The sequence below is a fragment of the Bacillus sp. SIMBA_074 genome, assembly GCF_046534555.1.
GTDB lineage: Bacteria > Bacillota > Bacilli > Bacillales > Bacillaceae_G > Bacillus_A > Bacillus_A mycoides.
In genome coordinates this window covers 53,815-76,066 of record NZ_JAWRYM010000008.1, presented here as the reverse complement: position 1 = coordinate 76,066, position 22,252 = coordinate 53,815, and the positions used below count along the sequence as shown (strand labels likewise).

General features: G+C 34.5%; 19 protein-coding genes. 8 read left to right on the top strand and 11 right to left on the bottom strand.

What is annotated here, in order from left to right; translation table 11 throughout:
* Positions 1-325: 325 nt before the first annotated feature.
* Positions 326-1,675: a peptide MFS transporter gene (locus tag SB773_RS11715; protein ID WP_002010491.1), complete on the top strand. Its 1,350-nt coding sequence runs from the start codon at positions 326-328 to the stop codon at positions 1,673-1,675.
* Positions 1,676-1,717: 42 nt separating this feature from the next.
* Here the strand turns inward: SB773_RS11715 and SB773_RS11710 are convergent, their stop codons facing one another.
* Together SB773_RS11710 and SB773_RS11705 are read right to left on the bottom strand one after the other, a co-directional pair.
* Positions 1,718-1,897, bottom strand: coding sequence for an acid-soluble spore protein H (locus SB773_RS11710; protein ID WP_002010492.1), 180 nt, complete (start codon positions 1,895-1,897; stop codon positions 1,718-1,720).
* A gap of 207 nt (positions 1,898-2,104) precedes the next feature.
* A complete protein-coding gene (locus tag SB773_RS11705; RefSeq protein WP_001075217.1) occupies positions 2,105-2,392 on the bottom strand; it encodes an ArsR/SmtB family transcription factor in 288 nt (95 codons plus the stop codon).
* 387 nt (positions 2,393-2,779) lie between these two features.
* Here SB773_RS11705 and SB773_RS11700 point away from each other — a divergent pair, with 387 nt between their 5' ends.
* Both SB773_RS11700 and SB773_RS11695 read left to right on the top strand, forming a co-directional pair.
* Positions 2,780-3,319, top strand: a complete 540-nt coding sequence (locus tag SB773_RS11700; protein ID WP_353050920.1) for a redoxin domain-containing protein — start codon at positions 2,780-2,782, stop codon at positions 3,317-3,319.
* 203 nt (positions 3,320-3,522) lie between these two features.
* Positions 3,523-5,142, top strand: coding sequence for a lactate permease LctP family transporter (locus tag SB773_RS11695; RefSeq protein ID WP_002029741.1), 1,620 nt, complete (start codon positions 3,523-3,525; stop codon positions 5,140-5,142).
* Positions 5,143-5,324: 182 nt separating this feature from the next.
* On the opposite strand, the gene aspA is transcribed toward SB773_RS11695, so the two are convergent.
* From aspA to gloA2, 3 genes are all read right to left on the bottom strand, one after another.
* The gene (gene aspA, locus SB773_RS11690) at positions 5,325-6,761 is read right to left on the bottom strand and encodes an aspartate ammonia-lyase (RefSeq protein ID WP_016093356.1); all 1,437 of its coding nucleotides are present in this window, start codon (positions 6,759-6,761) and stop codon (positions 5,325-5,327) included.
* Positions 6,762-6,939: 178 nt separating this feature from the next.
* Positions 6,940-8,238 carry a hemolysin family protein gene (locus SB773_RS11685; RefSeq protein WP_410590024.1) on the bottom strand — a complete coding sequence of 433 codons (1,299 nt, stop codon included), beginning with the start codon at positions 8,236-8,238 and terminating at the stop codon, positions 6,940-6,942.
* Positions 8,239-8,345: 107 nt separating this feature from the next.
* On the bottom strand, positions 8,346-8,732 hold the full coding sequence (gene gloA2 / locus SB773_RS11680) for an SMU1112c/YaeR family gloxylase I-like metalloprotein (protein WP_001017670.1): 387 nt from the start codon (positions 8,730-8,732) through the stop codon (positions 8,346-8,348).
* A 91-nt stretch (positions 8,733-8,823) separates the two neighbouring features.
* Here gloA2 and SB773_RS11675 point away from each other — a divergent pair, with 91 nt between their 5' ends.
* The 3 genes from SB773_RS11675 to SB773_RS11665 all read left to right on the top strand — a co-directional run bounded on the left by SB773_RS11675 (position 8,824) and on the right by SB773_RS11665 (position 12,702).
* Positions 8,824-10,002: a NupC/NupG family nucleoside CNT transporter gene (locus tag SB773_RS11675; RefSeq protein WP_088038426.1), complete on the top strand. Its 1,179-nt coding sequence runs from the start codon at positions 8,824-8,826 to the stop codon at positions 10,000-10,002.
* A 186-nt stretch (positions 10,003-10,188) separates the two neighbouring features.
* A complete protein-coding gene (locus tag SB773_RS11670) occupies positions 10,189-11,205 on the top strand; it encodes an LCP family glycopolymer transferase (RefSeq protein ID WP_002029713.1) in 1,017 nt (338 codons plus the stop codon).
* Positions 11,206-11,439: 234 nt separating this feature from the next.
* On the top strand, positions 11,440-12,702 hold the full coding sequence (locus SB773_RS11665) for a VanW family protein (RefSeq protein WP_410590021.1): 1,263 nt from the start codon (positions 11,440-11,442) through the stop codon (positions 12,700-12,702).
* Between the two features lie 80 nt (positions 12,703-12,782).
* On the opposite strand, the gene SB773_RS11660 is transcribed toward SB773_RS11665, so the two are convergent.
* Positions 12,783-13,055: a hypothetical protein gene (locus SB773_RS11660; RefSeq protein WP_002091014.1), complete on the bottom strand. Its 273-nt coding sequence runs from the start codon at positions 13,053-13,055 to the stop codon at positions 12,783-12,785.
* Between the two features lie 14 nt (positions 13,056-13,069).
* Positions 13,070-13,588, bottom strand: a complete 519-nt coding sequence (locus SB773_RS11655; RefSeq protein ID WP_002125157.1) for an RNase A-like domain-containing lipoprotein — start codon at positions 13,586-13,588, stop codon at positions 13,070-13,072.
* A 399-nt stretch (positions 13,589-13,987) separates the two neighbouring features.
* On the opposite strand from SB773_RS11655, the gene SB773_RS11650 reads away from it, so the two are divergent.
* On the top strand, positions 13,988-14,536 hold the full coding sequence (locus SB773_RS11650; protein WP_410590018.1) for a TVP38/TMEM64 family protein: 549 nt from the start codon (positions 13,988-13,990) through the stop codon (positions 14,534-14,536).
* Positions 14,537-14,599: 63 nt separating this feature from the next.
* Here the strand turns inward: SB773_RS11650 and SB773_RS11645 are convergent, their stop codons facing one another.
* The 3 genes from SB773_RS11645 to SB773_RS11635 all read right to left on the bottom strand — a co-directional run bounded on the left by SB773_RS11645 (position 14,600) and on the right by SB773_RS11635 (position 18,001).
* Positions 14,600-16,300 carry a M4 family metallopeptidase gene (locus tag SB773_RS11645; protein ID WP_410590016.1) on the bottom strand — a complete coding sequence of 567 codons (1,701 nt, stop codon included), beginning with the start codon at positions 16,298-16,300 and terminating at the stop codon, positions 14,600-14,602.
* A 175-nt stretch (positions 16,301-16,475) separates the two neighbouring features.
* Positions 16,476-16,730 carry a Phr family secreted Rap phosphatase inhibitor gene (locus SB773_RS11640; protein ID WP_113734779.1) on the bottom strand — a complete coding sequence of 85 codons (255 nt, stop codon included), beginning with the start codon at positions 16,728-16,730 and terminating at the stop codon, positions 16,476-16,478.
* Complete coding sequence (locus tag SB773_RS11635) at positions 16,727-18,001, bottom strand: tetratricopeptide repeat protein (protein ID WP_060750764.1); 1,275 nt, start codon at positions 17,999-18,001, stop codon at positions 16,727-16,729. The genes SB773_RS11640 and SB773_RS11635 overlap by 4 nt, the downstream gene beginning before the upstream one ends.
* A 199-nt stretch (positions 18,002-18,200) precedes the next feature.
* Between SB773_RS11635 and SB773_RS11630 the strand changes: the two genes are divergently transcribed.
* The gene (locus SB773_RS11630; protein WP_002010465.1) at positions 18,201-19,664 is read left to right on the top strand and encodes a nicotinate phosphoribosyltransferase; all 1,464 of its coding nucleotides are present in this window, start codon (positions 18,201-18,203) and stop codon (positions 19,662-19,664) included.
* A 224-nt stretch (positions 19,665-19,888) separates the two neighbouring features.
* Here SB773_RS11630 and SB773_RS11625 read toward each other — a convergent pair whose 3' ends face one another.
* Positions 19,889-22,249: a heavy metal translocating P-type ATPase gene (locus SB773_RS11625; RefSeq protein WP_410590013.1), complete on the bottom strand. Its 2,361-nt coding sequence runs from the start codon at positions 22,247-22,249 to the stop codon at positions 19,889-19,891.
* Positions 22,250-22,252: the final 3 nt, after the last annotated feature.

Genomic DNA, 22,252 nt, shown 5'->3' with positions numbered 1-22,252 from the left:
GTGTCACATTATTTCATTTTGTATTTTTATTCCCGATATGTTATATTATAAAAGTAAATATAGTATATTTTCTCTATATCAGAATAAATATTCTAATCTAAATTTTCTGATTTATCACTATTTTACTTTATTTTAGAATTCAATTACTACATTTGAAAACGCTTATTATCTTGTTTTCAGGGAAAAATATAATAACGGTTGAAGAAAAATAGATTTTTTCATAAATTTTCTTGCTATTTCCATATAATTCTATTGACTTCTAAATATTTTGTGAATTAAAATAATTACATAAATATCCGTTATACAGGATTAGGGGGAAACAAACATGGATGCAGCTTTAAAATTAGACAAAGCTGGAGAGCAACAATCACCAAAAAAACATCCACCAGGATTATATTTGTTGTTCTTTACAGAGGCATGGGAAAGATTTAGTTATTACGGAATGCGTGGCTTATTAGTTCTTTATTTAACAACGAGCTTAGTAAGTGGCGGTTTAGGCTTTGATAAAGCAGTTGCTGTACAGATTTACGGTATTTTCACAATGTTAGTATACTTCACACCGATTATTGGTGGTTGGCTAACTGACCATTTCATTACGAAACGACACGCCATTACCATCGGTGGTATCATTATGGCACTTGGTAACTTTGTACTATTTTCCATGAACACTAAAACTGGACTTTTCTTAGGCTTAGGATTATTAGTTATCGGTAATGGATTCTTCAAACCAAATATTTCGACTTTATTAGGTCAATTATATAGCGAAAATGATTCTCGTCGTGATAGTGCCTTCACTATCTTCTACATGGGAATTAACTTAGGAGCTTTTATCGCTCCATTCATTTGCGGTTATTTCACAGATTATAAATACGGATTCTTAACAGCTTGTATCGGTATGATCATTGGTCAGATTGCCTTTAATTTCTTAGCGCCTCGTTACTTAGGTACAATCGGAACAACTGTTGTCGGTAAACAATCTAAAGAGCAAAACGCAAAAGTAATTGAGAAAAAACCTTTAACACCACAAGAGAAAAAACGTACAGCTGCAATTTTAATTTTAACTTGTTTCGTTGTATTCTTCTGGGCAGGATTTGAACAAGCTGGTAGTTCTTTAACACTTTATACAGATAAATTCGTAGATCGTACAATTGGTGGATTTACAATTCCAACACCTTGGTTCCAATCTGTAAACCCATTGTTCATCATCTTATTAGCATTACCTGTTTCTGCATTATGGATTAAACTTTCAAAAACAAAAAATGGTGATTTAAAAATCCCAACAAAAATGGCATTAGGTATGATTTTACTAGGAGTTGGATATTTAATTCTAACTTTAGCTGTTTTAAAAACTGGTAGCGATGAAGGTAACATTACAATGAAAGCAAACTTACTGTTCATTGTGTTCACTTACATGTTCCATACAATTGGTGAATTATTCTTATCACCAATCGGATTATCTATGGTAAGTGCAATCGCTCCTCTTAAATTAGCATCTTTATTAATGGGTGTATGGTTAGCTGGTACTGGCTGTGCAAACTTATTAGCAGGACAATTAGCTGCTTTCACTCAATCTTTAGGATATTTAGAAGTATTCGCAAGCATCGGTGTTATCGTAATCGTGCTAGGATTAGTACTTCTTATGTTCTCTAAGAAAATTGCACATATGATGGAATAGTAAATAAAAAAGACGCTTCTACAATTAGAAGCGTCTTTTCTATTACATCTCTTCTAAAGCCGTCACATCCACGTGAACGCTCTCTCCTGGGTTGGATACGTCATACACTTGAGCACTACCCTTCTGCTCATCACAGCTCTCAATCCATACGGGGACTCCCTCGTATGTAACATCAATTCTACTTGAAGAAGATAATATCTGTTTCACACGTTTTACATCCATTATATTATTCCTCCTTTGGCTTACAACACTCCTTTCTATCTTTTCATATCCCTTCAGAATATATTCCGTCAATTTAGCACTTCAACCGATAGTTTGTTTCTTTCTAACGCGCTAATATATACGCTCTCAAATCTTCCTATTATTAGATCCTTTCCAAATAAAAAAAGACGTATATTTCACACGTCTTCTTTCCATAATATTCAAAAATTAAGAAAATAATGTTTTTACTACTTCACTTACTTTATCGTTATGAATTTGATAGTACACTTCTAACCCGCGTCTCTCAAAGCGTACTACTTTATTTTGTTTTAATTTCGTTAAATGCTGCGAAACAGTTGATTGCGGAATTTCTAATACCTCTTGTAATTGTGTTACATTACATGTTCCACGCTGCATCAGTTCCATTACTAAACGTAGACGAAGTGGATGAGCTAATGCTCTTAACATCTGTACGTCTTCTTCTGAAATACGACAGTCAAATTGGTTTTGGTTCATAAAATTCCCCTCATTTTCATTTTTTATTTTCTCTTTATTTATTTATATATCTGTTCTTATATTTCCTGTTACGACATAACTTTATCAACCTATAATGCTGAGAAAATTTTCCGACTTTTATCAGCACACAGTTCAAGAAAAAATCCCACCTGATTTTGAATATTATACTATATGATACAATAAAAAAGCAAAACAAAGGGCTAGCAATACTTTGCTTACAAACGTTGTTTTATCAGGCTTTTTGTTATATTTTCACCTTACTGAAATGTACAGTAATGATATTGTAAAATATCGTCCATAATTGATAACCTATCGTAAAGTAATTTGACCATATTTAACCACTTTGTTACGATAAAAAGGAAATTTAAGTAAGGAGGATGATATAATATTAAAAAATGGTTTATTATTGCGTTAATTAGCATTGCCGTTGGCTGGACTATTATCGATCACTTCCTATTAGACAACAAAGAAGATATAGCTTCAAAATCAAACACCCCCATTGGAACTGAAGTTGGCAATGTTGCCCACAATTTCCTTCTGGAAACAACCACTGGTCAAGAAGTTCGTCTTACAGACTATAAAGGAAAAAAAGTAATATTGAATTTTTGGGCAAGCTGGTGTGGTCCATGCAAAATAGAAATGCCTGATATGGAAAAGTTTTATCACGATACTAAAGATATGGGGATTGAAATTGTTGCTGTAAATGCGACAGCTACTGAAAAAGACCCGAACAATGTTAAACAATTTCTTGAAGAAAACAAATATACCTTTCCCGTCCTATTAGATCAGAAAGGACAGGCAAGTGCTGCATATCAAATTATCAGTATTCCAACATCTTTTGTCATCGATTCAAACGGTGTCATTCAATATAAGCATGTAGGACCAATGACATATGAAAAAATGAAAGAATATGTCAATAATTTATAAAAGCGTATTCAAATCAATTTGATTACGCTTTTTGTCTACTTTATGAACAAAATGTTACTTTTAATACTATTATGGAATAATTATACTTTTTCACGTTGACAATAGTGTTGAAGGAGAATATACTAAGCATGTAAGTTGATTGTGAATAGTTTCACAAATAATGTGAATTTCTTCACATATAATAGATAGGAGTTGTCATTATTATGAGTACTTGGACACAAATTTATGACCCATTAAACAATATTTGGTTATCTGCACTAATCGCAGCACTCCCAATTTTTTGCTTCATTATTTGTTTAGTGGGATTCAAAATGAAAGGTTACATGGCTGGGCTTTATAGTGTGATCGTCGCTATTATTCTTGCTATATTTGTTTATAAAATGCCCGCAACTGTAGCTGTAGCATCTGCCGGATTCGGTGTTTTATCTGGATTTTATCCAATTTGTACTATCGTTATCGCAGCTATCTTCCTTTACAAATTAACTGTTAAAACAGAACAATTCAATGTCATTCGTGATAGCATTTCAAGTATTACAAATGATCAGCGTTTACAAGTATTATTAATCGCTTATTCTTTCGGTGCTTTCTTAGAAGGCGCAGCTGGTTTCGGTGTTCCAGTTGCTATTACAGCTGCATTACTTGTAGGTATGGGCTTTAATCCATTAAAAGCAGCAGGTATTTGCTTAGTAGCTAATATCGCTGGTGGTGCTATGGGTGCTATGGGTATTCCAGTTACAGTACCTGCACAATTAACTGGGCTAGATGCATTAACTGTCGGTCGTCAAGCTGTTTACATTTTGCCATTCATTAGCATTGTTTTACCGTTCTTACTTGTTTCAATGGTAGATGGATTTAAAGGCATTAAAGAAACTTGGCAAGGTATTCTTGTAAGTGGTGTTTCTTTCGCAATTACTCAGTTCCTTGTGACTTACTTCTTAGGCGCTGAACTTACTAATATTTTCGCAGCAGTCGTAAGTATGGTCGCTCTTACATTATTCTTACGTGTTTGGCAACCAAAATCTTCTGCTAAAGAAGAAAAACAAGAAGAAAAAGAATCTCATACATTCAATCAAATTTTATATGCTTGGTCCCCATTCGTATTCTTAACTGCATTTGTAACAATCTTTAATTTAAAACCAATTAAAGCTTTATTTGCTCCGGATGGTCCATTGGCAAACTTAGTATTTAACATTCAATTCCCTGGTCTTCATAATGCGGTTATGAAAACTGCACCAATTACAAAGGCTGATACACCTTTCGCAGCGATTTTCAAACTAGATGTATTCTCTTCTACAACTACTGCGATTGTATTAGCAATCATCGTTTCACTTATCGTCTACCGTGTAAACGGCAAAATGATTAAAGAATTAATGATCGAAACAATAAAAGAACTAAAAGTTCCAGTATATACAATTTGTAGCGTTATCGCTTTAGCTTACGTAGAAAACTACTCTGGTATGTCATCTACACTTGGACTTGCATTCTCTTCTACGGGAAATGCATTCCCAGTTCTTTCTCCAATCTTAGGATGGATTGGCGTATTCATTACAGGTTCAGTCGTATCAAGTGGTTCATTATTCGCACCACTTCAAGCAGTAACTGCCGATCAGTTAAACATCGTACCATCTACTCTCGTTTCATTAAACGTAGTTGGTGGTACAATCGCAAAAATGGTTTCACCACAATCTGTAGCAGTTGCTTGTGCAGCAGTTGGACTAGTTGGTCAAGAATCTGCTCTATTTAAAATAGTAATGAAATATAGTTTAATCTTCTTAGCTATTATTAGCTTACTTCAACTTAACTCTGTATTTAATATCTTCTAAAAAAGCACCGATCCAAATGGATCGGTGCTTTTTACATTACATTTTTTTATCCCGCATTAACGGGCAGTAAAACTCCCACCCCAAAATTCGGCGAATGCGAGGGAGTTAGATGGGAGATCAACTGCCCGTAAAAGCCCGATTGGTTCAACTAATAATCAGTGGGGGATTCCCCCCCCCACTGATTAAAGTTTCACTTTATCCTTTAATAAAGAAGCACCAGCAATTTCAGGATGCGTCATTTCGTATGGATCCAAAATAATATCAAGCTCTTCTGCTGTAAGTACACCATGTTCTAAACATAGCTCCCTAACAGACTTTCCTGTCGCAATTGCTTCACGTGCAATGCGAGAAGCTGCTTCATAACCAATATGAGGATTCACTGCTGTAATAACTCCAACACTTTTTTCAACATATTGCTTAAGCAACTCTTCATTCGCTGTAATTCCCTTTATACAGTATTCACGGAATACACGGAAACCGTTATTCATAATACTGATGGATTGAATTAAATTAAATACTAATACCGGCTCCATTACATTTAACTCTAATTGTCCAGCTTCTGACGCTAAGCAAATTGTATGATCATTTCCAATTACTTGGAAAGCAACTTGGTTAATTACTTCTGCCATAACTGGATTCACTTTACCCGGCATAATAGATGAACCTGGTTGACGAGCTGGTAATTGAATTTCCGCCAACCCAACACGTGGACCAGACGCCATAATACGAAGGTCATTTGCAATTTTAGACATATTCATCATACATACTTTTAGTGCTGCAGATACTTCTGTATATGCATCTGTGTTTTGCGTCGCATCAACTAAGTGCTCTGCACCAACAAGAGGGAAACCACTAAAAGTTCGTAAATGCTTCACAACTTGTTCTATATAAGTAGGGTTTGCATTTAATCCCGTACCAACAGCTGTCGCACCCATATTAACTTCGTATAAATGTTGACGAGACTGTTTAATTCTTTTTATATCACGCTCTAGCACTCTGCTATATGCTTCAAATTCTTGCCCAAGGCGAATTGGAACTGCATCTTGCAAATGCGTACGCCCCATTTTAATAACGTGATCAAACTCTTTTGCTTTATCATGAAAAGCAGAGTGAAGTTCTTCCATTGTAACAAGAAGTTCTTCCAGCATCATAAGAGTTGCTATATGAATCCCAGTTGGGAACGCATCATTTGTTGATTGGGCCATGTTCACATGAGTGTTTGGGCTAATTTTCGCATATTCACCTTTTTCGTATCCCATACGTTCCAAGGCTCTATTTGCAATTACTTCATTAGTATTCATATTAATTGAAGTACCTGCTCCGCCTTGAATCGGGTCTACGATAAATTGATCATGGAACTTTCCATCAACAATCTCTTGTGCCGCTTCTGCAATTTCTTGTCCGATATCTTTAGCTAAGTAACCTGTATCTATATTCGCAAGCGCTGCCGCTTTTTTTACAATTGCCATTGCCGTAATGAGTGACGGATGAATGCGGTATCCTGTAATAGGAAAGTTTTCTACGGCACGTAATGTTTGTACACCATAATAAGCTACACTCGGTACTTCCTTTTCACCTAAAAAATCTTTTTCTATACGTATATCCTTCGTTGCTATCATTTTTCATCACCTATACTTTTCATTCTAAATCCTTATCTAAAGAATTCGCCCTATAAAATACGAGTATCATTAAATGAATTCTTCAGTATCCACTTTCACTATATAGCACCTTTTTTGAAAGCGCAAACATTTATTTTTCTATATATACTTTTTATTAAAGTTTATATAGAAAATCCATTCATTCTTCTACTTTCTTTATTTCAACTCGCTTAATTTGATGCATATCCTTTTCAAGAACTTTAAAAGAAAAGCCGTGTTTTTCAATAATATCTCCTTCAGCAACGATTTGCTTTTGTACCATAATCCAGCCACCAATTGTATCTACATCATCAGCGATTAAGTGTATGCCAAATAAATCATTTACTTCACTAATAAGCACTTTTCCCTCTACGATTTTACACCCTTCACTTATATGCTCTATAGGCGGGTGTTCATCTTCATCGTATTCATCTCGGATTTCTCCAACAATTTCTTCTAAAATATCTTCTAGTGTAACGATCCCCGCTGTACCACCATATTCATCATATAATACAGCTAATGGAATTCGTTTTCTTTGCATTTGTAATAGCAAATCATGAATAGGTATATTTTCTAACACTTCAATAACTGGCCTTGTATATGGCGTAATCGAGCACCCCTCTTCTCGATTACCATCCATATAACGAATAAATAAATCCTTTACATTAACCATCCCAATAATTTCATCTTTATCTTCACCAAATACGGGATATCTCGTGTACTTTTCTTGTGCGATTATTTTAATATGTGTTTCAAATGGTTCGTCCTCATATAAACCTACAACTTCCGTACGAGGTACCATAATTTCCTTTGCGACTCTATTATCGAATTCAAAAATATTATTTACATATTTAAATTCCCTTTGATTAATCTCTCCACTCTCATAACTCTCAGATAAGATTAATCGTAATTCTTCCTCCGAATGAGCTACTTCATGTTCAGAAGCCGGATGTAATCCGAATAACCCTGTTACAAGCCTTGCAGAACCATTTAAAACCCAAATAAACGGATACATTACTCGGTAAAAGTAAATAATTGGCTTCGATAATAATAAGCTAACTTGCTCTGCCCTTTGTATAGCGAGCGTCTTCGGAGCAAGTTCACCAATGACAACATGTAAAAACGTAATAACTGCAAAGGCAATAATAAATGAAACTGTACTTGCAATTGCAGGAGATAGGTGTAGTTTTAAAAACAACGGCTCGAGTATATGTTTTATAGTGGGCTCTCCTAACCACCCAAGCCCTAAAGCAGTAATTGTAATACCTAACTGACATGCTGATAAATACTCATCTAAATTCGAAGTTACTTTTTTAGCTGCCAATGCTCCTCTTCGTTTTTCACTAACGAGTTGATCAATACGACTGCTACGCACCTTAATAATTGCAAACTCAACAGCCACAAAAAATGCTGTTAACGCAATAAGGATGGCTACCATCAGTAATTTTAAAATATCCACATATGTCCTTTAGCTTTCTTAGCTAAAGTTACACCTCCTTTACAAAAGAAGTTTCACTTTAGTTTCTTCATTTATTTGAAAGCAACCCTATATAAAATTCACCAATTTCAAGCCTCATACAATTCTAAAGGCAAGCCATCAGGATCTTGGAAAAAGACAAATTTTTTATCCGTAATTTCATCCATACGTATCGCTTCAGTCTCCACACCGCATTGTTTTAAATGGTTTACAGCTTCTTCTATATTTGTAACAGCAAATGCTAAATGTCTAAGTCCAGCTGCTTCTGGAAAACTTGGGCGCTCAGGTGGACTAGGAAATGAAAATAATTCAATTTGATACTCTTCCCCTACACATAAATCTAACTTATAAGAATCTCGTTCTTTTCTATATACTTCATTTATCGCTTTAAAACCTAATATCCGAGTATAAAAATCCTTTGACAGTTCATAATTCGAACAAATAATTGCAACGTGGTGCACTCTACATATATTCATGCTCTCTCTATTCCTTTCTTTACTAAAGATGCATATTCTCCCTTGAAATGAAAAACATATATAGCAGAATATCTCTTTTAGGGGGCTTACTATGAAATTTATTACTTTTTTCGTGGGACTTATCGTTGTTTTCTTCCTTGCTTATATTGCTAGCAACAATAAGAAACATATTAAATTTAAACCAATTTTCATCATGCTTATTATACAATTAATTTTAACCTATTTATTATTAAATACAGAAATTGGTCTCATACTTATTACGGTAATTTCTGGCCTGTTTACGAGGCTACTTGAGTATGCTGCCAGTGGTATAAACTTTGTATTTGGCGGTCTTGCAAATAAAGGGGAAATGCCATTTTTCCTTAACGTATTATTACCGATTGTCTTTATCTCCGTCTTAATTGGTATATTACAACATTTCAAAATACTACCATTCTTTATTCGTTGGATTGGTTTCTTTCTTAGTAAAATAAACGGTCTTGGGAAATTAGAATCTTACAACGCCATCGCTTCCGCTATTGTCGGCCAATCAGAAGTTTTTATTACGGTTAAAAAACAATTAGCCCAAATTCCAAAACATCGACTATATACACTTTGCGCCTCTGCTATGTCAACAGTATCTATGTCCATTGTCGGTGCCTATATGACAATGATTGAACCAAAATATGTAGTAACCGCACTCGTTCTCAATTTATTTAGTGGTTTTATTATCGTACTCATTATTAACCCTTACGACGTTAACGATGATGAAGACATTTTGGTAATAAAAGGGGAAAAACAAAGTTTCTTTGAAATGCTTGGAGAATACATTCTTGATGGTTTTCGTGTAGCAATTGTCGTCGGTGCTATGCTCATTGGATTCGTCGCATTAATGAGTTGCATTAATGACCTATTCCTCATTATATTCGGCATTACTTTCCAACAATTAATAGGCTATGTATTCGCCCCTATTGCATTTCTTATCGGCGTACCAAGTTCTGAAATTGTCACAGCGGGTAGCATTATGGCAACAAAGCTTGTAACAAATGAATTTGTAGCAATGATGGATCTTAGTAAAATTTCCAGCACTCTCTCTATCCGTACAGTTGGTATTATTTCTGTCTTCCTCGTTTCTTTTGCCAACTTTTCTTCCATTGGAATTATTTCCGGTGCGGTAAAAGGGTTAAACGAAGAACAAGGAAATGTTGTTGCCCGCTTCGGCCTAAAATTACTATACGGCGCTACTCTCGTTAGTATTTTATCTGCGATTATTGTAAGTATTATGCTTTAATTAGGTAAAATTTTATCATTTTCTTATCCCTGTCTTTTGTATACAATAACGAATAGATGTCTTATAAATAATCAATACATCTATTTTTTATACATGTACAATACCTTTTATTTAGCGTAAAATATTTTTTATGTGTTTTAATACGCTTCTAGATGTATACACTTTGATTGTTTTAAAGGAGAAAAAATGATGAAATCCGACATTAACAACGAAACTCGAGCCAAAAAAGGACGCTCAAAGAAAAAGCGCCTACTTTGGTTCATTCTTATTCCCTTACTTATTGTAGCAATGGGAGCAGGAGGCTATTCCTTCCATATATACAGTAAAGCAAAATCCGTCTTAAGCAACGCTTATTCTGAACTCGGCCGAGGAGATAAATCCAGCAAACGTGAAAAAGCTGTTAAACCTATGACTGATAATATTTCTGTCCTGATCATGGGTGTTGATGAAAGTGATATCAGGGAAAAAGGTTACGGAAAAGCGACTCGTACAGATGCATTACTACTTGCAACAATTAATAAAAATGATAAATCTGTTAAACTAGTCAGCATTCCACGTGATTCACGCGTCTTCATTAAATCACGTGATAAATATGATAAAATTACACATGCACATGTATTTGGTGGTGTAGACAGCACAATTGATACAGTAGAAAAATTTTTAGATGTACCAGTTGATTACTATGTAAAATTTAATTTCAAATCCTTTATCAAGATTGTTGATTCTCTAGGTGGTATAACTGTCGACGTTCCAGTTGAGTTCACAGAACAAAATAGTAGCGACGAAGCAGATGCAATTCACCTAAAAAAAGGGCGTCAACATTTAAATGGAGAAGAAGCACTTGCACTAGCTAGAACGCGTCATATTGATAGTGATTATATGCGTGGTCAACGACAACAACTTGTTTTAGAGGCTATTGCTGAAAAAGCCCTATCTCTCAATTCCATTAATAAAATCGGAAGCCTATTAGATGCTGTCGATACAGACTTAAAAACAAATTTAACTTTTGATGATATGATGACTATTGCAAAAAATTCAATGGATTCAAATTTAAAAATGGATAAATTGCAAGTGGAAGGTACTGATAAATATATAGGTGGTATTTATTATTACGTTCCAAACGAAAAGAGTGTTAATGATATATCGACAACACTTCAAGAACATCTCGGTGTTACGAATAAAAATGAGCATAAAAAATTATAATAAAAAGGCTGCTAGATTTTTCTAAGCAGCCTTTTTATTATAATTTTCAACATATTTCTCATGCATATTGTGACAAAAAGAGACAATTATTACAGCAGTGTAACATTTTTTATGAAAACATTACACACGTAGTGAAAATAATAGTATACTAGGACGTACATAATGTTATTTTCATCATTTTTATACAAAAAATGTAATACATATATTTATACAAATTTTTCTGGGGGGAAATAAATGAAGCTAAGCAAAATACTGATTGGTTCCGCTATTGCTAGTGGCATATTACTTTGTGTTGGTGGTATTGGTGGATATCAATATGTATCCAAATTAAATAATCAACTAAATACAACTGCACTACCAAACACTACATTTGAAGGTATTTCTCTTGATGGAAAAAATAAAGCAGATATTCAAGCCCTTGTTAATCAAAAGATGAATGAATTAAATCAAAAATCTCTTAACTACGTATTCCAAAATGATAAGCAAAATTACACGTGGAAAGATTTAGGAGTAGATTATAAAGAGAAGGATATTGTCGACAATATCTTTAAAGAACAAGAAGGGAACGTAATGAATCGTTACAACATGCGTAAGCAAGCTGAAAACGGTGAAGTAAAACGTGACTATAAATTAACACCACAATTAAATACAACAACTTATGAAACCTTTATAAAGGATAAATATAATGAAACATTAAAAAATCCTGTCAACGCCGAATTAAGTGTTGAAGGCTCTATAGTAAATATTAGCCAAAGTCAAAATGGGGAAAAAATTGATAAAGGAAAATTAACCGATTTAACAAGCGCAGCTATTACTTCTGGCACACCCGATGTTGTATTACCAGTTACACTAATAAAACCTGAACGTTCTACAGAAGATATACAACAAATGGGGATTAAAGAAGTGATTGCTGAATACTCTACCCCAATGGCTGGCCGTAATGGAAATCAGTCCTATAACGTAAATAAGTCAGCTAATACGTTAAGTGGAGTTATTGTAGCACCTGATGAAACGTTTAGTTTTAATGGCCGTGTTGGCGTAACTGATGCTGCACATGGTTATAAATCCGCAGCAGTATATTCACAAGGTAAAGTTATACAAAGTGCAGGCGGAGGCGTTTGCCAAGTAAGTAGTACTTTATACAGCGCAGCTTTAAGGGCAGATTTAGGAATTGTTTCTCGAAGCAATCATTCTATGCCCGTAAATTATTTACCACTTGGGCAGGATGCAGCAGTGGCAGATTATGGTCCGGATTTAAAATTTAAAAACAATACAGGTAAGCATATTTACATTCAAGCATTTTCAAATGGCGGTAGTATTACTACACGTATTTTCGGTACAAATACTGGTAAAAATGTTGAAGTTTCTTCTCAAGTAATTAGTAATACTGGTGATAAAATAACAGCGGTTACGTATAAAAAAGTAACACAAAACGGTGAAGTACTCTCAAATGGACAAATTTCAAAAAGCGTATATAAAAGTGCCCCAAAACAATGAGATAATATCAAACGGACAAATTTCAAAAAGCGTATACAAAAAGCGTATACAAAAAGCGTATACAAAAAGGCGTGATCTACTCACGCCTTTTTCTTTTGCAATAATAGTAAAAAAATTTCCAGATGATCTTTCGTTTCTTCTAAAGACCACACACGATTGCCTTGCTTCGCAGCTAATACGCACGCTTCTTCCCACGCGTTCTTTTTCTTCATATTTACTAATTCATCGCGTAATTTCAAAACAATCTCTTCGTCCTCTTGCTCTATAAACTCTTCCATTACGCTTACTATTTCATCCTCATGAATACTTAACGTACAGTACGATTTAAGAAAGTATTGTAATGTTGGATACATATATACTCCCCCCTTTATTTATCTGATGGATAAGAAGTAATAATCTTAAATCCTAGATTTCCTGATTTATCTCTCGCTAAAACAGTAACAGTCTTTACTAGTTTGTCTTTTACATTCATATTTTTCTTTATTACTGTTTTCCCAACTGGGAATGAATGAGTTGTATTCAATACAAGACGAGCCTCTTTAGAGTTTTTCAACCAATCCTGAATTTCTTTATCATGTTGTTTTAAACTATCTTTCACAGCCTTTGTCGCTGTTTCCTTATCATAGTATGTACTTGCCGCTGAAACTTTATCTGTCTTCAAACGATTCTTCAAATCCTCTTCTGATTTGCCTACATGCCTTTCAATCGTATGACCATTTTTAGGTGGCCCTTCCATTTCATCTAAAATATTATCACTAATTTTTTCTACTGATGTAGAATGATCCTCTTTTGGTTTTTCTGTTTTTTGTTCTTTTCCTGCACATCCACTTAAAATCAGCATTAGTGCCAATAAACTACTCAAGAAAAGACTACTTAATCGTTTCATCGTATCACCTCTTCCATGATTATTATCGTAACTCCACTAAAAGTCAATTTCACAAAGAAAAAATGTATACAGTTTTAAAATCCTCATTCATTTTGCTATATTTTCCACCCCCCTTTCATCAAATCACTGTTTTTCGCCCTTTTTAAAATATACCCCCATGTTTTTATAATTATTTCCCAGATTAAAACACCAATCGAAACACTCCATAAACCCTTTAAATACAGGATTTATTGAGTGTTTTTTAAACAAACTAAATATACCCATACCTTCATATACCCAATACCTATATAAGGTATACAATCCCCTTTCTATCAACTGTTTTCTACATTATGTAAATTTGCACTTGCCTATACAATGTAAATATGGTGTAATGCAAAAAAAGATAAAGGATTTTAAAGAATGACTGAAACAATTCAAAACTTCTTAACAGACTATTATTCAATCGCAATTCCACTTAGTATCTTAATCAACATCATCATCAGTCTTTTAGGTTTTATCCCTAGTATTTTTTTGACCGCCATTAATATACAGCTCTTCGGTGTAACAAATGGCACAATCATTTCGATCGCAGGTGAGGCATTAGGGGCTATTATCTCGTTTTATATTTATCGTATAGGCCTTCAAAAGTTCACTCACGATAAAGTAAATACGTATCCAAAGGTAGAACGCCTTCTTTACGTAGAAGGCAGAGAGGCATTTCTACTAGTCCTATCTTTTCGTTTTATTCCTTTCATTCCGTCCAGTATCGTTACTTTATTTGCAGCTCTAGGCAAAATGTCATTACTCTCTTTCAGTATTGCCAGTACAATAGGGAAAATACCGTCCTTATTGATTGAAGTATATTCTGCATACCATGTCATGAATGGTACAAATGAAGCGAAGTGGATTGTAACAATCGCGGGTTGTATCGGATTATATTATTTGTGGAAAAAATGGAGAAAAAAATAAAGAAGGAGCCTATGCTCCTTCTTTATTTTTGAAGTATTTTATTAATAGCTATCTCTTAAGGCCTTAGTTTATACCAACAGCACTAAATGATTGCTTAACTGCTGCTACTTCAGCAGAATTCGCACCATATAAATCAGCTGCAGCTTGTACTGCACCAGCACGAGCTTGGCTAAATGTAGTAGATTGCGTGAAATACTGTGTATTTGCACGGTAATAAATTGCACCTAGCTTATCTTTACCGATACCAGTTACTGTTACACCAGAATGCGTACCGCCATTTGCTAATAAATAAGCTTGTTTGTTAATGATACCACTGTTCGTATGAACTCCACCGTTATCACTTGAACCAGTGTAACGCTTAGAATAATGATCTGGATCACCATATTTCGTTGGATCACTCATAGAGCGAAGCGAGTCTCCTGCTTTACCAGGCGTGTAAATATCTTCACCAATCTCCCAATCTGGATTACGGTTATCATAGAACTCTACTAATGTACCAAAGATATCAGAAATTGCTTCATTTAATGCTCCTGATTCATTTTGATAAATTAAATTCGAGCTATTTTCCGTAACCGCATGCGTTAATTCATGACCAATTACATCAATTCCACCAGATAATGAAGTAAACGTTACACCATCACCATCTCCGTATACCATTTGTGATCCGTTCCAGAATGCATTATTATAATTACTTCCGTAATGAACTGTTGATTTTAACGGCGCTCCTGCATCATTAATAGAATTTCTATTAAATGTAGCTTTATAGTAATCATATGTTTTACCTGCATAGTAATGAGCATCTACCGCTGCTGCATCATACGCTGCATTGAAAACATTATCTGCATCTGCCCATAATGTTCCTGGTAATGTTGAACGGTTTTTCGCATCATATGTGAAAATCGTTGCCCCGCGTGTATTATCTTGTAAATAGTAAGATGATCCAGATAATGTTGTATTAAGCGACTTCGTATCTCCTAATACACCTTTACCAGTCCCTACTTTATTTGTTCCTGTTACAGGCTTTACAACTGCTTTTGCATCCTGCTTAGGAGCCTCTTGTTTAACTGGAGACTTATCATCATTCGTCACATGATCGATTGTATTAAACTTATTTAACACTTTACCGCTTTCTGCCTCAATGAAATAGTAGTAGTTTCCTGGGATCGGGTCTAAGAAGTTTAAATTCACAACGTATGCGTATGTTGTATCTTCACCATTTTGATATACATATAAGTCCGCCTTTGGTTCTACTTCATACTTCGGCGTTACTCCTAAATCTTGCTGCGCGATTTCAATCGCTTTTGCGCCTTCAATCTTATTTTTATTTTTCAACTTTTCCTTTTTGTCTAAATCAGGCGCAACTGTTCCAGACAATACTTTTAAAGAACCATCTTTACTTACGTGAGCTACTTGAGTAGAACCCCATACAGGCACTCCCTCGTAAACTTGTTGCATACGCACTACCGTTGAATCAGTTACTGCATCTTTCTTCACTTGTTTCACTTTGAAAGAATCTTGCGCACTCTTTTCCCCTAGCTTATAATCACCTTTTGCCGCGTTTAAGTAATCAAACACAACAGATTCCGCTTTCTTGCCAGTTGCTCCAGTTAGATCACCAGAAATAAATTCAGGTGACTGCACCGTCTCATTGTACTTCTTCGTAGAGAGTACATTTTTAGAATCCGCAAACGCAGAGCCTGTCCCTCCAAACGTTGTAACTGCCATTCCTGTCGCTAACACTAACGCTAAACTCTTCCTTTTCATATAACCTTCCCCCTAATAAAAAATTTTTGAAAAAGAGTAATTTTATATTAGCATTATGTTTCCACTATTAATATACTAAAAATTCAAATAATTAATTTCTCAAGTTTTGTAGAATTTTGAGGAACAAATATTGAAAAACCCCTTTCCGATTGGAAAGGGGTTTTTCAATATTTTCTTAACCATAAATATCTGGATTAGAATAATTTATGTCGCTTTTTTCCGAAAAATTAAAACCATAAATATCTGGATTAGAATATTGTATACTTCCTTCTTGTAAAGAGTTCAATCCATAAATATCTGGATTAGAGTAATTTACTGATCCTTCTTTCAAGGATTTTACTCCATAGATATCTGGATTAGAATAGTTAACCCCAAAAGACAAAATTGCCACTATACTCATTCCTACCACACCATACATACGGCTTTTCAATTCAATTCCTCCTTTTCTTCTAAAACTTTAATAGCTTCTTTATAATATCTATTACTTTCTTCATACTTAAATTCATTTTCCAAATACATAGCTAATTCTAAATAAGCATTTTTCAATTCTTTCATACTACCTACACTCTTAAAGAACGGAATAGCCTCATTCTCTAAGAATCTCTTAAATTCTTGAGGTTCACCAAAATATTTATACTTAAATATAAAAAACGAATAAATCATTTTATTATATTTTTCATCACTACGTGAGCAATCAATTCCTTTTTCTATCCATTCCTGCGCCTCTTCATAACGCTTAAGATGAATGCATTGTTTAGCGAGCCCATAAATCGTTTCAATATAATTCATATTGACTGTCTGCTGTAATTCAAAACTTTGGAGAAAATAGTTCTTTGATTTATCATGCTCATTTTTATAATGATATAATTCTCCCATATTATTTAAAGTCATAGCTTTCATCATGTCTTTTTCCGCAAAAGAATCTACTTCTCGCAATATACTTTCATAAATCTTTAAAGCTTCTTCATATTGCGCTTTTTCTACATAACTTAAAGCAATAATCGTTTGGCAATTTATTACATAACGGAATTTATATTCACTACGGAATCCTTCCATAGCAATATGAGCAAAATGCATAGCTAAATGTGGGATATTTAGATGACTATACGCTAGACTCAAGTTATAATATATCCCCGTTTCATAATACCCTTGCTCCTTAGCCATTTCTTCTGTCTCAATTAAATACTTCAAACTTTCTTTATGCTTATATTGCAAACTAAGTAATAGAGCTTTACTATACGTATACAACATCTTCTGAAAAGGTGAGTACTTCTTGTACACTTTTTTCAATCTATCCAATTCTTCTTCAACAGCAGGAAAATCCCTTTTCATAATTAAATAACGTGTATACAGCAGTTTATAATAATTTATAATTTCAAAATCCAACACATGCTTCATTTCACCTTGCAACTCTTCGTATATGCGCTCTACTTGTTGCTTGTCCAAATGAACTAATGCATTCAACCACTCGTCCAACTTCACTTTCACATCTTCTTCTACATCTCTCAAATCCGTCACAGCAATTTCTAGTCTTGTGCAGAGCAATTGTAGAATTTCTTCTGATGCTTCAATCTTTCCATTTTCGATCTTACTTAAGTATGAGACAGAACAAATGCCCTGACATAATTCTTCTTGTGTCATTTTTTGCTGTAGCCGTTTATAAAAAACTTGCTTGCCTATTTTTTCTAATGTTTGTTGCATTGTCCTCCTCCATTCTCATTACCCCCACTACTCTAATAATACATAAAATCTAGAGAAATATAAATTGATAAATGTAAATTTTCTAAAAAATATGCATTATTTCATTTTTTTCTCTCTTGACTTCAATCCCCTATTACTTCTTTGCTACGAAAGGGGAAAAATTGGTATACTATAACCAAATTACGGAGGTGTTTTCGCAATGAATCATTATAAAGACGATAGTTACGCCTTACATACAGATTTATATCAAATCAACATGGCTTATACATATTGGAAAGATGGTATTCATACTCGCCGTTCTGTTTTTGATCTATACTTTCGAAAGCTTCCATTCGAAAACGGCTATGCTGTTTTTGCTGGTCTTGAAAAAATTGTAGAGTACATAGAAAATTTCAGCTTTACCGAAAGTGACATCGCTTATTTAGCAGAGCTGCAATTTGAAGAAGACTTCCTTCATTATTTACAAAACATGAAATTTACTGGCACGATTCGTAGTATGCAAGAAGGCGAAGTTGTTTTTAATAACGAACCATTATTACGTGTTGATGCACCGCTTGGCGAGGCACAAATAATTGAAACTGCCCTCTTAAATATTGTAAATTACCAAACATTAATTGCTACAAAAGCTGCACGTATGAAGCACGCTGCAAATAATGATGAGCTTTTAGAGTTCGGTACAAGACGCGCTCATGAGTTTGATGCTGCCCTTTGGGGAACACGAGCTGCCTTTATTGGTGGTTTTTCATCTACAAGTAACGTTCGCGCAGGGAAACGATTTGGCATCCCTGTAGCTGGCACACATGCCCATTCTTTCGTTCAAGCATATCGCGATGAATATGTTGCATTTAAAAAATATGCTGAAACACATAAAAAATGTGTATTTCTTGTCGATACATACGACACATTAAAATCTGGTGTTCCAAATGCGATTCGTGTTGCAAAAGAGTTCGGGGATCGTATCGATTTTTATGGCATTCGCCTTGATAGTGGTGATATGGCATATTTATCAAAGGAGGCCAGAAAACAACTTGATGCAGCTGGATTTACAAACACAAAAATTATCGCTTCTAGCGATTTAGATGAATATACGATTATGCACTTGAAATCTCAAGGGGCAAAAATTGATGTATGGGGTGTTGGTACAAAGCTGATTACATCCTTTGAGCAGCCAGCATTAGGGGCTGTTTATAAACTAGTCGCTATTGAAGATACTGACGGAAAATTAAATGATACGATTAAGATTTCATCTAATCCTGAAAAAATTACAACCCCAGGACTTAAACGAATTTATCGTATTATTAACCGTGTTAACGATCATGCAGAGGGCGATTATATTGCTTTAGAGTCAGAAGAACCCGGAAAAGAAGAGCGTTTAAAAATGTTTCATCCAGTTCATACATATATAAGTAAATTCGTAACAAGCTTTGAAGCACGCGAACTACATCAAGATATTTTCATTAACGGTAAAAGAGCGTATGAATTACCTAATATATTAGATATTCAAAAGTATAATGAACGCAGCCTCTCACTATTTTGGGAAGAGTATATGCGAACTTTAAACCCAGAAGAGTACCCTGTCGATTTAAGCCAAGAATGTTGGGATCATAAAATGAATTATATTCAAACTGTTCGAGAACAGGTTGAAAAAAACATACAAAAATAAAGTGAAGCTTTAATCAGTGGGGTTTTGTCCCTCCCCCACTTCTCCATTTTTCAATACTATATGGATATTTGTAAAAAATATATTAAAATAATAAGAAGAATATTATATTTTTGTAAATTTATATATTAAATTATTTAAAAACAAAATAATATTTGATATTATTTTCTTGAGTCAATTTCAACAAAATAACCAATAAAAAAGAGGACGCAATTGCGTCCTCTTTTTTATAAATCTTTTACTCGTAGTACACGCATTGCATTTAATACTGCAAGTAACGTCACACCAACATCTGAGAAGACTGCTTCCCACATTGTTGCAATACCAAAGGCGCCGAGTAATAACACTAACCCTTTTACCCCTAATGCAAATATAATATTTTGCCATACGATGCTACGTGTACGTTTTGCAATTTTTACTGCTGTCACAATTTTTGAAGGCTCATCAGTCATAATAACGATGTCAGCAGCTTCAATTGCTGCATCTGACCCTAAGCCGCCCATCGCAATACCAACGTCTGCCCTTGCTAGTACTGGCGTATCATTAATACCATCACCGACGAATGCAATCTTTTCTTTACCGCGTTTTGCTGCATCAATTTTTTCGATTTCTTCTACTTTTTGGTGTGGTAATAATTCGGCATGAACTTCATCTAAACCTAATTCTTTACCAACAGCTTCCCCGACTGATTTTGCATCACCAGTTAACATGACTGTCTTCTTAATACCTAGTTCTTTTAACTTTTGAATTGCTTGTTTTGAATCCTCTTTTACCTCATCAGAGATAACAATATACCCTGCATATTTACCATCTACAGCAACATGAACTAGTGTACCTACTGTATTTGGTTGCTTAAATGTAATGTTTTCTTTGCTCATTAATTTAGCATTACCTGCGAAAATTTCTTTTCCTTGTACTTTTACAACCGTACCATGACCAGAAATTTCACTATAGTCTTCAATAGCATTTTCATCGATTGATTTTCCATATGCATTTCGAATAGATTGTGCAATCGGATGATTTGAATATACTTCTGCAAATGCCGCATATTCTAATAGCTCTTCAGCTGTGATACCTTCACTAGGCTCCATCTTCGTAACTTTAAAGACACCTTTTGTTAATGTTCCTGTTTTATCAAAAACGATATATTTCACATCATTCAATGCTTCTAAATAGTTACTTCCTTTTACTAAAATACCACTTTTAGATGCCCCACCAATACCGCCAAAGAATCCAAGAGGAATCGATACAACGAGCGCACATGGACAAGAGATTACTAAGAATACTAAAGCTCTATAAATCCAATCGGAGAATGTAGCACCATCTAAAATAAGTGGTGGAATAAATGCCATTATTGCTGCTGTTATAACTACAACAGGAGTATAATAACGTGCAAACTTCGTAATAAAGTTTTCTGTTGGCGCTTTTTTGCTACTTGCATTTTGTACTAAGTCTAAAATTTTCGATACAGTCGATTCACCGAACTCTTTTGTAACTTCAACAATTAATACACCATTTTGGTTTACAAAACCACTTAATACGTCATTACCAACTTCTACTTCTCGCGGTACAGATTCACCTGTAAGTGCTGAAGTATCCATCATTGATGTTCCCTCAACTACTTTTCCGTCTAACGGTACTTTTTCACCTGGTTTTACGATAATATACTCACCAATTTGCACATCTTCTGGTGATACTTGTTTCGTTTCATTTCCAACTTTCACATTCGCATAATCAGGACGAATATCCATTAATGAAGTAATTGATTTTCGAGAGCGATTTACCGCAATACTTTGGAATAGTTCCCCCACTTGATAAAATAGCATTACCGCAACAGCTTCTGAATATTGTTGAATTGCAAAAGCTCCTACAGTTGCGATTGCCATTAAAAAGTTTTCATCAAACACTTGGCCGCGAGTTATGTTTCTTACTGCTCTCCAAACAATATCTCCACCAATTAATAAATACGCAAGGACGAATAATGGAATTGTTATCATTTGCGGTAATCCGGCTAACGCAGCAATCCCTGTCAAAATTCCGCCGACTACTAATCTTCCTATCATCTTTTTCACATTTCCATCACCATGATCATGGCCGTGGTCGTGTCCTTTTTCCTCTTCACGAACAACTTTTACATCAGGCTCTAGCTTTTGAACAACATTTTTTATATTTTGTACAGTCGATTCAAGTTCTCGTTTATTTGCAACTTCTACTCGTAATTTCTTTGATACGAAATCAACAGTTGCTTCTGAAACTGTTGGCATTTCCTTTACCTTATTTTCAATCTTCATTGCACAATTTGCACAGTCTAAGCCTTCTAATACAAACACTTCTTTTATTAATTTTGTTTTTTGCTCTTCTTGCACTTTAATATGCGGCTCTAATTTTGTAACAAGTTGCTTCGCTTCCGTAACAACTTGATTTTCTTTATTTTGCGGTGTTTCTAAAAGCATCGTTTTTGTTGCAAAGTTTACGGAACAAGACGTTACTCCTTCTATATTCCCAACACCTTTTTCAATTTTCATTGCACAATTTGCACAATCTAAACCTTCTAGCATAAGTTTCTTTTTCACTAATGCTTCTGCCATCGT

Bases quoted from the DNA above. Each gene is read 5' to 3' on its own strand.
- SB773_RS11630 (WP_002010465.1), top strand. From the start codon at position 18,201: ATGAATCATTATAAAGACGATAGTTACGCCTTACATACAGATTTATAT.
- SB773_RS11675 (WP_088038426.1), top strand. From the start codon at position 8,824: ATGAAATTTATTACTTTTTTCGTGGGACTTATCGTTGTTTTCTTCCTT.
- SB773_RS11660 (WP_002091014.1), bottom strand. From the start codon at position 13,055: ATGTATCCAACATTACAATACTTTCTTAAATCGTACTGTACGTTAAGT.
- SB773_RS11645 (WP_410590016.1), bottom strand. From the start codon at position 16,300: ATGAAAAGGAAGAGTTTAGCGTTAGTGTTAGCGACAGGAATGGCAGTT.
- SB773_RS11670 (WP_002029713.1), top strand. From the start codon at position 10,189: ATGATGAAATCCGACATTAACAACGAAACTCGAGCCAAAAAAGGACGC.
- SB773_RS11695 (WP_002029741.1), top strand. From the start codon at position 3,523: ATGAGTACTTGGACACAAATTTATGACCCATTAAACAATATTTGGTTA.
- SB773_RS11715 (WP_002010491.1), top strand. From the start codon at position 326: ATGGATGCAGCTTTAAAATTAGACAAAGCTGGAGAGCAACAATCACCA.
- SB773_RS11710 (WP_002010492.1), bottom strand. From the start codon at position 1,897: ATGGATGTAAAACGTGTGAAACAGATATTATCTTCTTCAAGTAGAATT.
- aspA (WP_016093356.1), bottom strand. From the start codon at position 6,761: ATGATAGCAACGAAGGATATACGTATAGAAAAAGATTTTTTAGGTGAA.
- SB773_RS11665 (WP_410590021.1), top strand. From the start codon at position 11,440: ATGAAGCTAAGCAAAATACTGATTGGTTCCGCTATTGCTAGTGGCATA.
- SB773_RS11650 (WP_410590018.1), top strand. From the start codon at position 13,988: ATGACTGAAACAATTCAAAACTTCTTAACAGACTATTATTCAATCGCA.
- SB773_RS11705 (WP_001075217.1), bottom strand. From the start codon at position 2,392: ATGAACCAAAACCAATTTGACTGTCGTATTTCAGAAGAAGACGTACAG.
- SB773_RS11625 (WP_410590013.1), bottom strand. From the start codon at position 22,249: ATGGCAGAAGCATTAGTGAAAAAGAAACTTATGCTAGAAGGTTTAGAT.
- gloA2 (WP_001017670.1), bottom strand. From the start codon at position 8,732: ATGAATATATGTAGAGTGCACCACGTTGCAATTATTTGTTCGAATTAT.
- SB773_RS11655 (WP_002125157.1), bottom strand. From the start codon at position 13,588: ATGAAACGATTAAGTAGTCTTTTCTTGAGTAGTTTATTGGCACTAATG.
- SB773_RS11635 (WP_060750764.1), bottom strand. From the start codon at position 18,001: ATGCAACAAACATTAGAAAAAATAGGCAAGCAAGTTTTTTATAAACGG.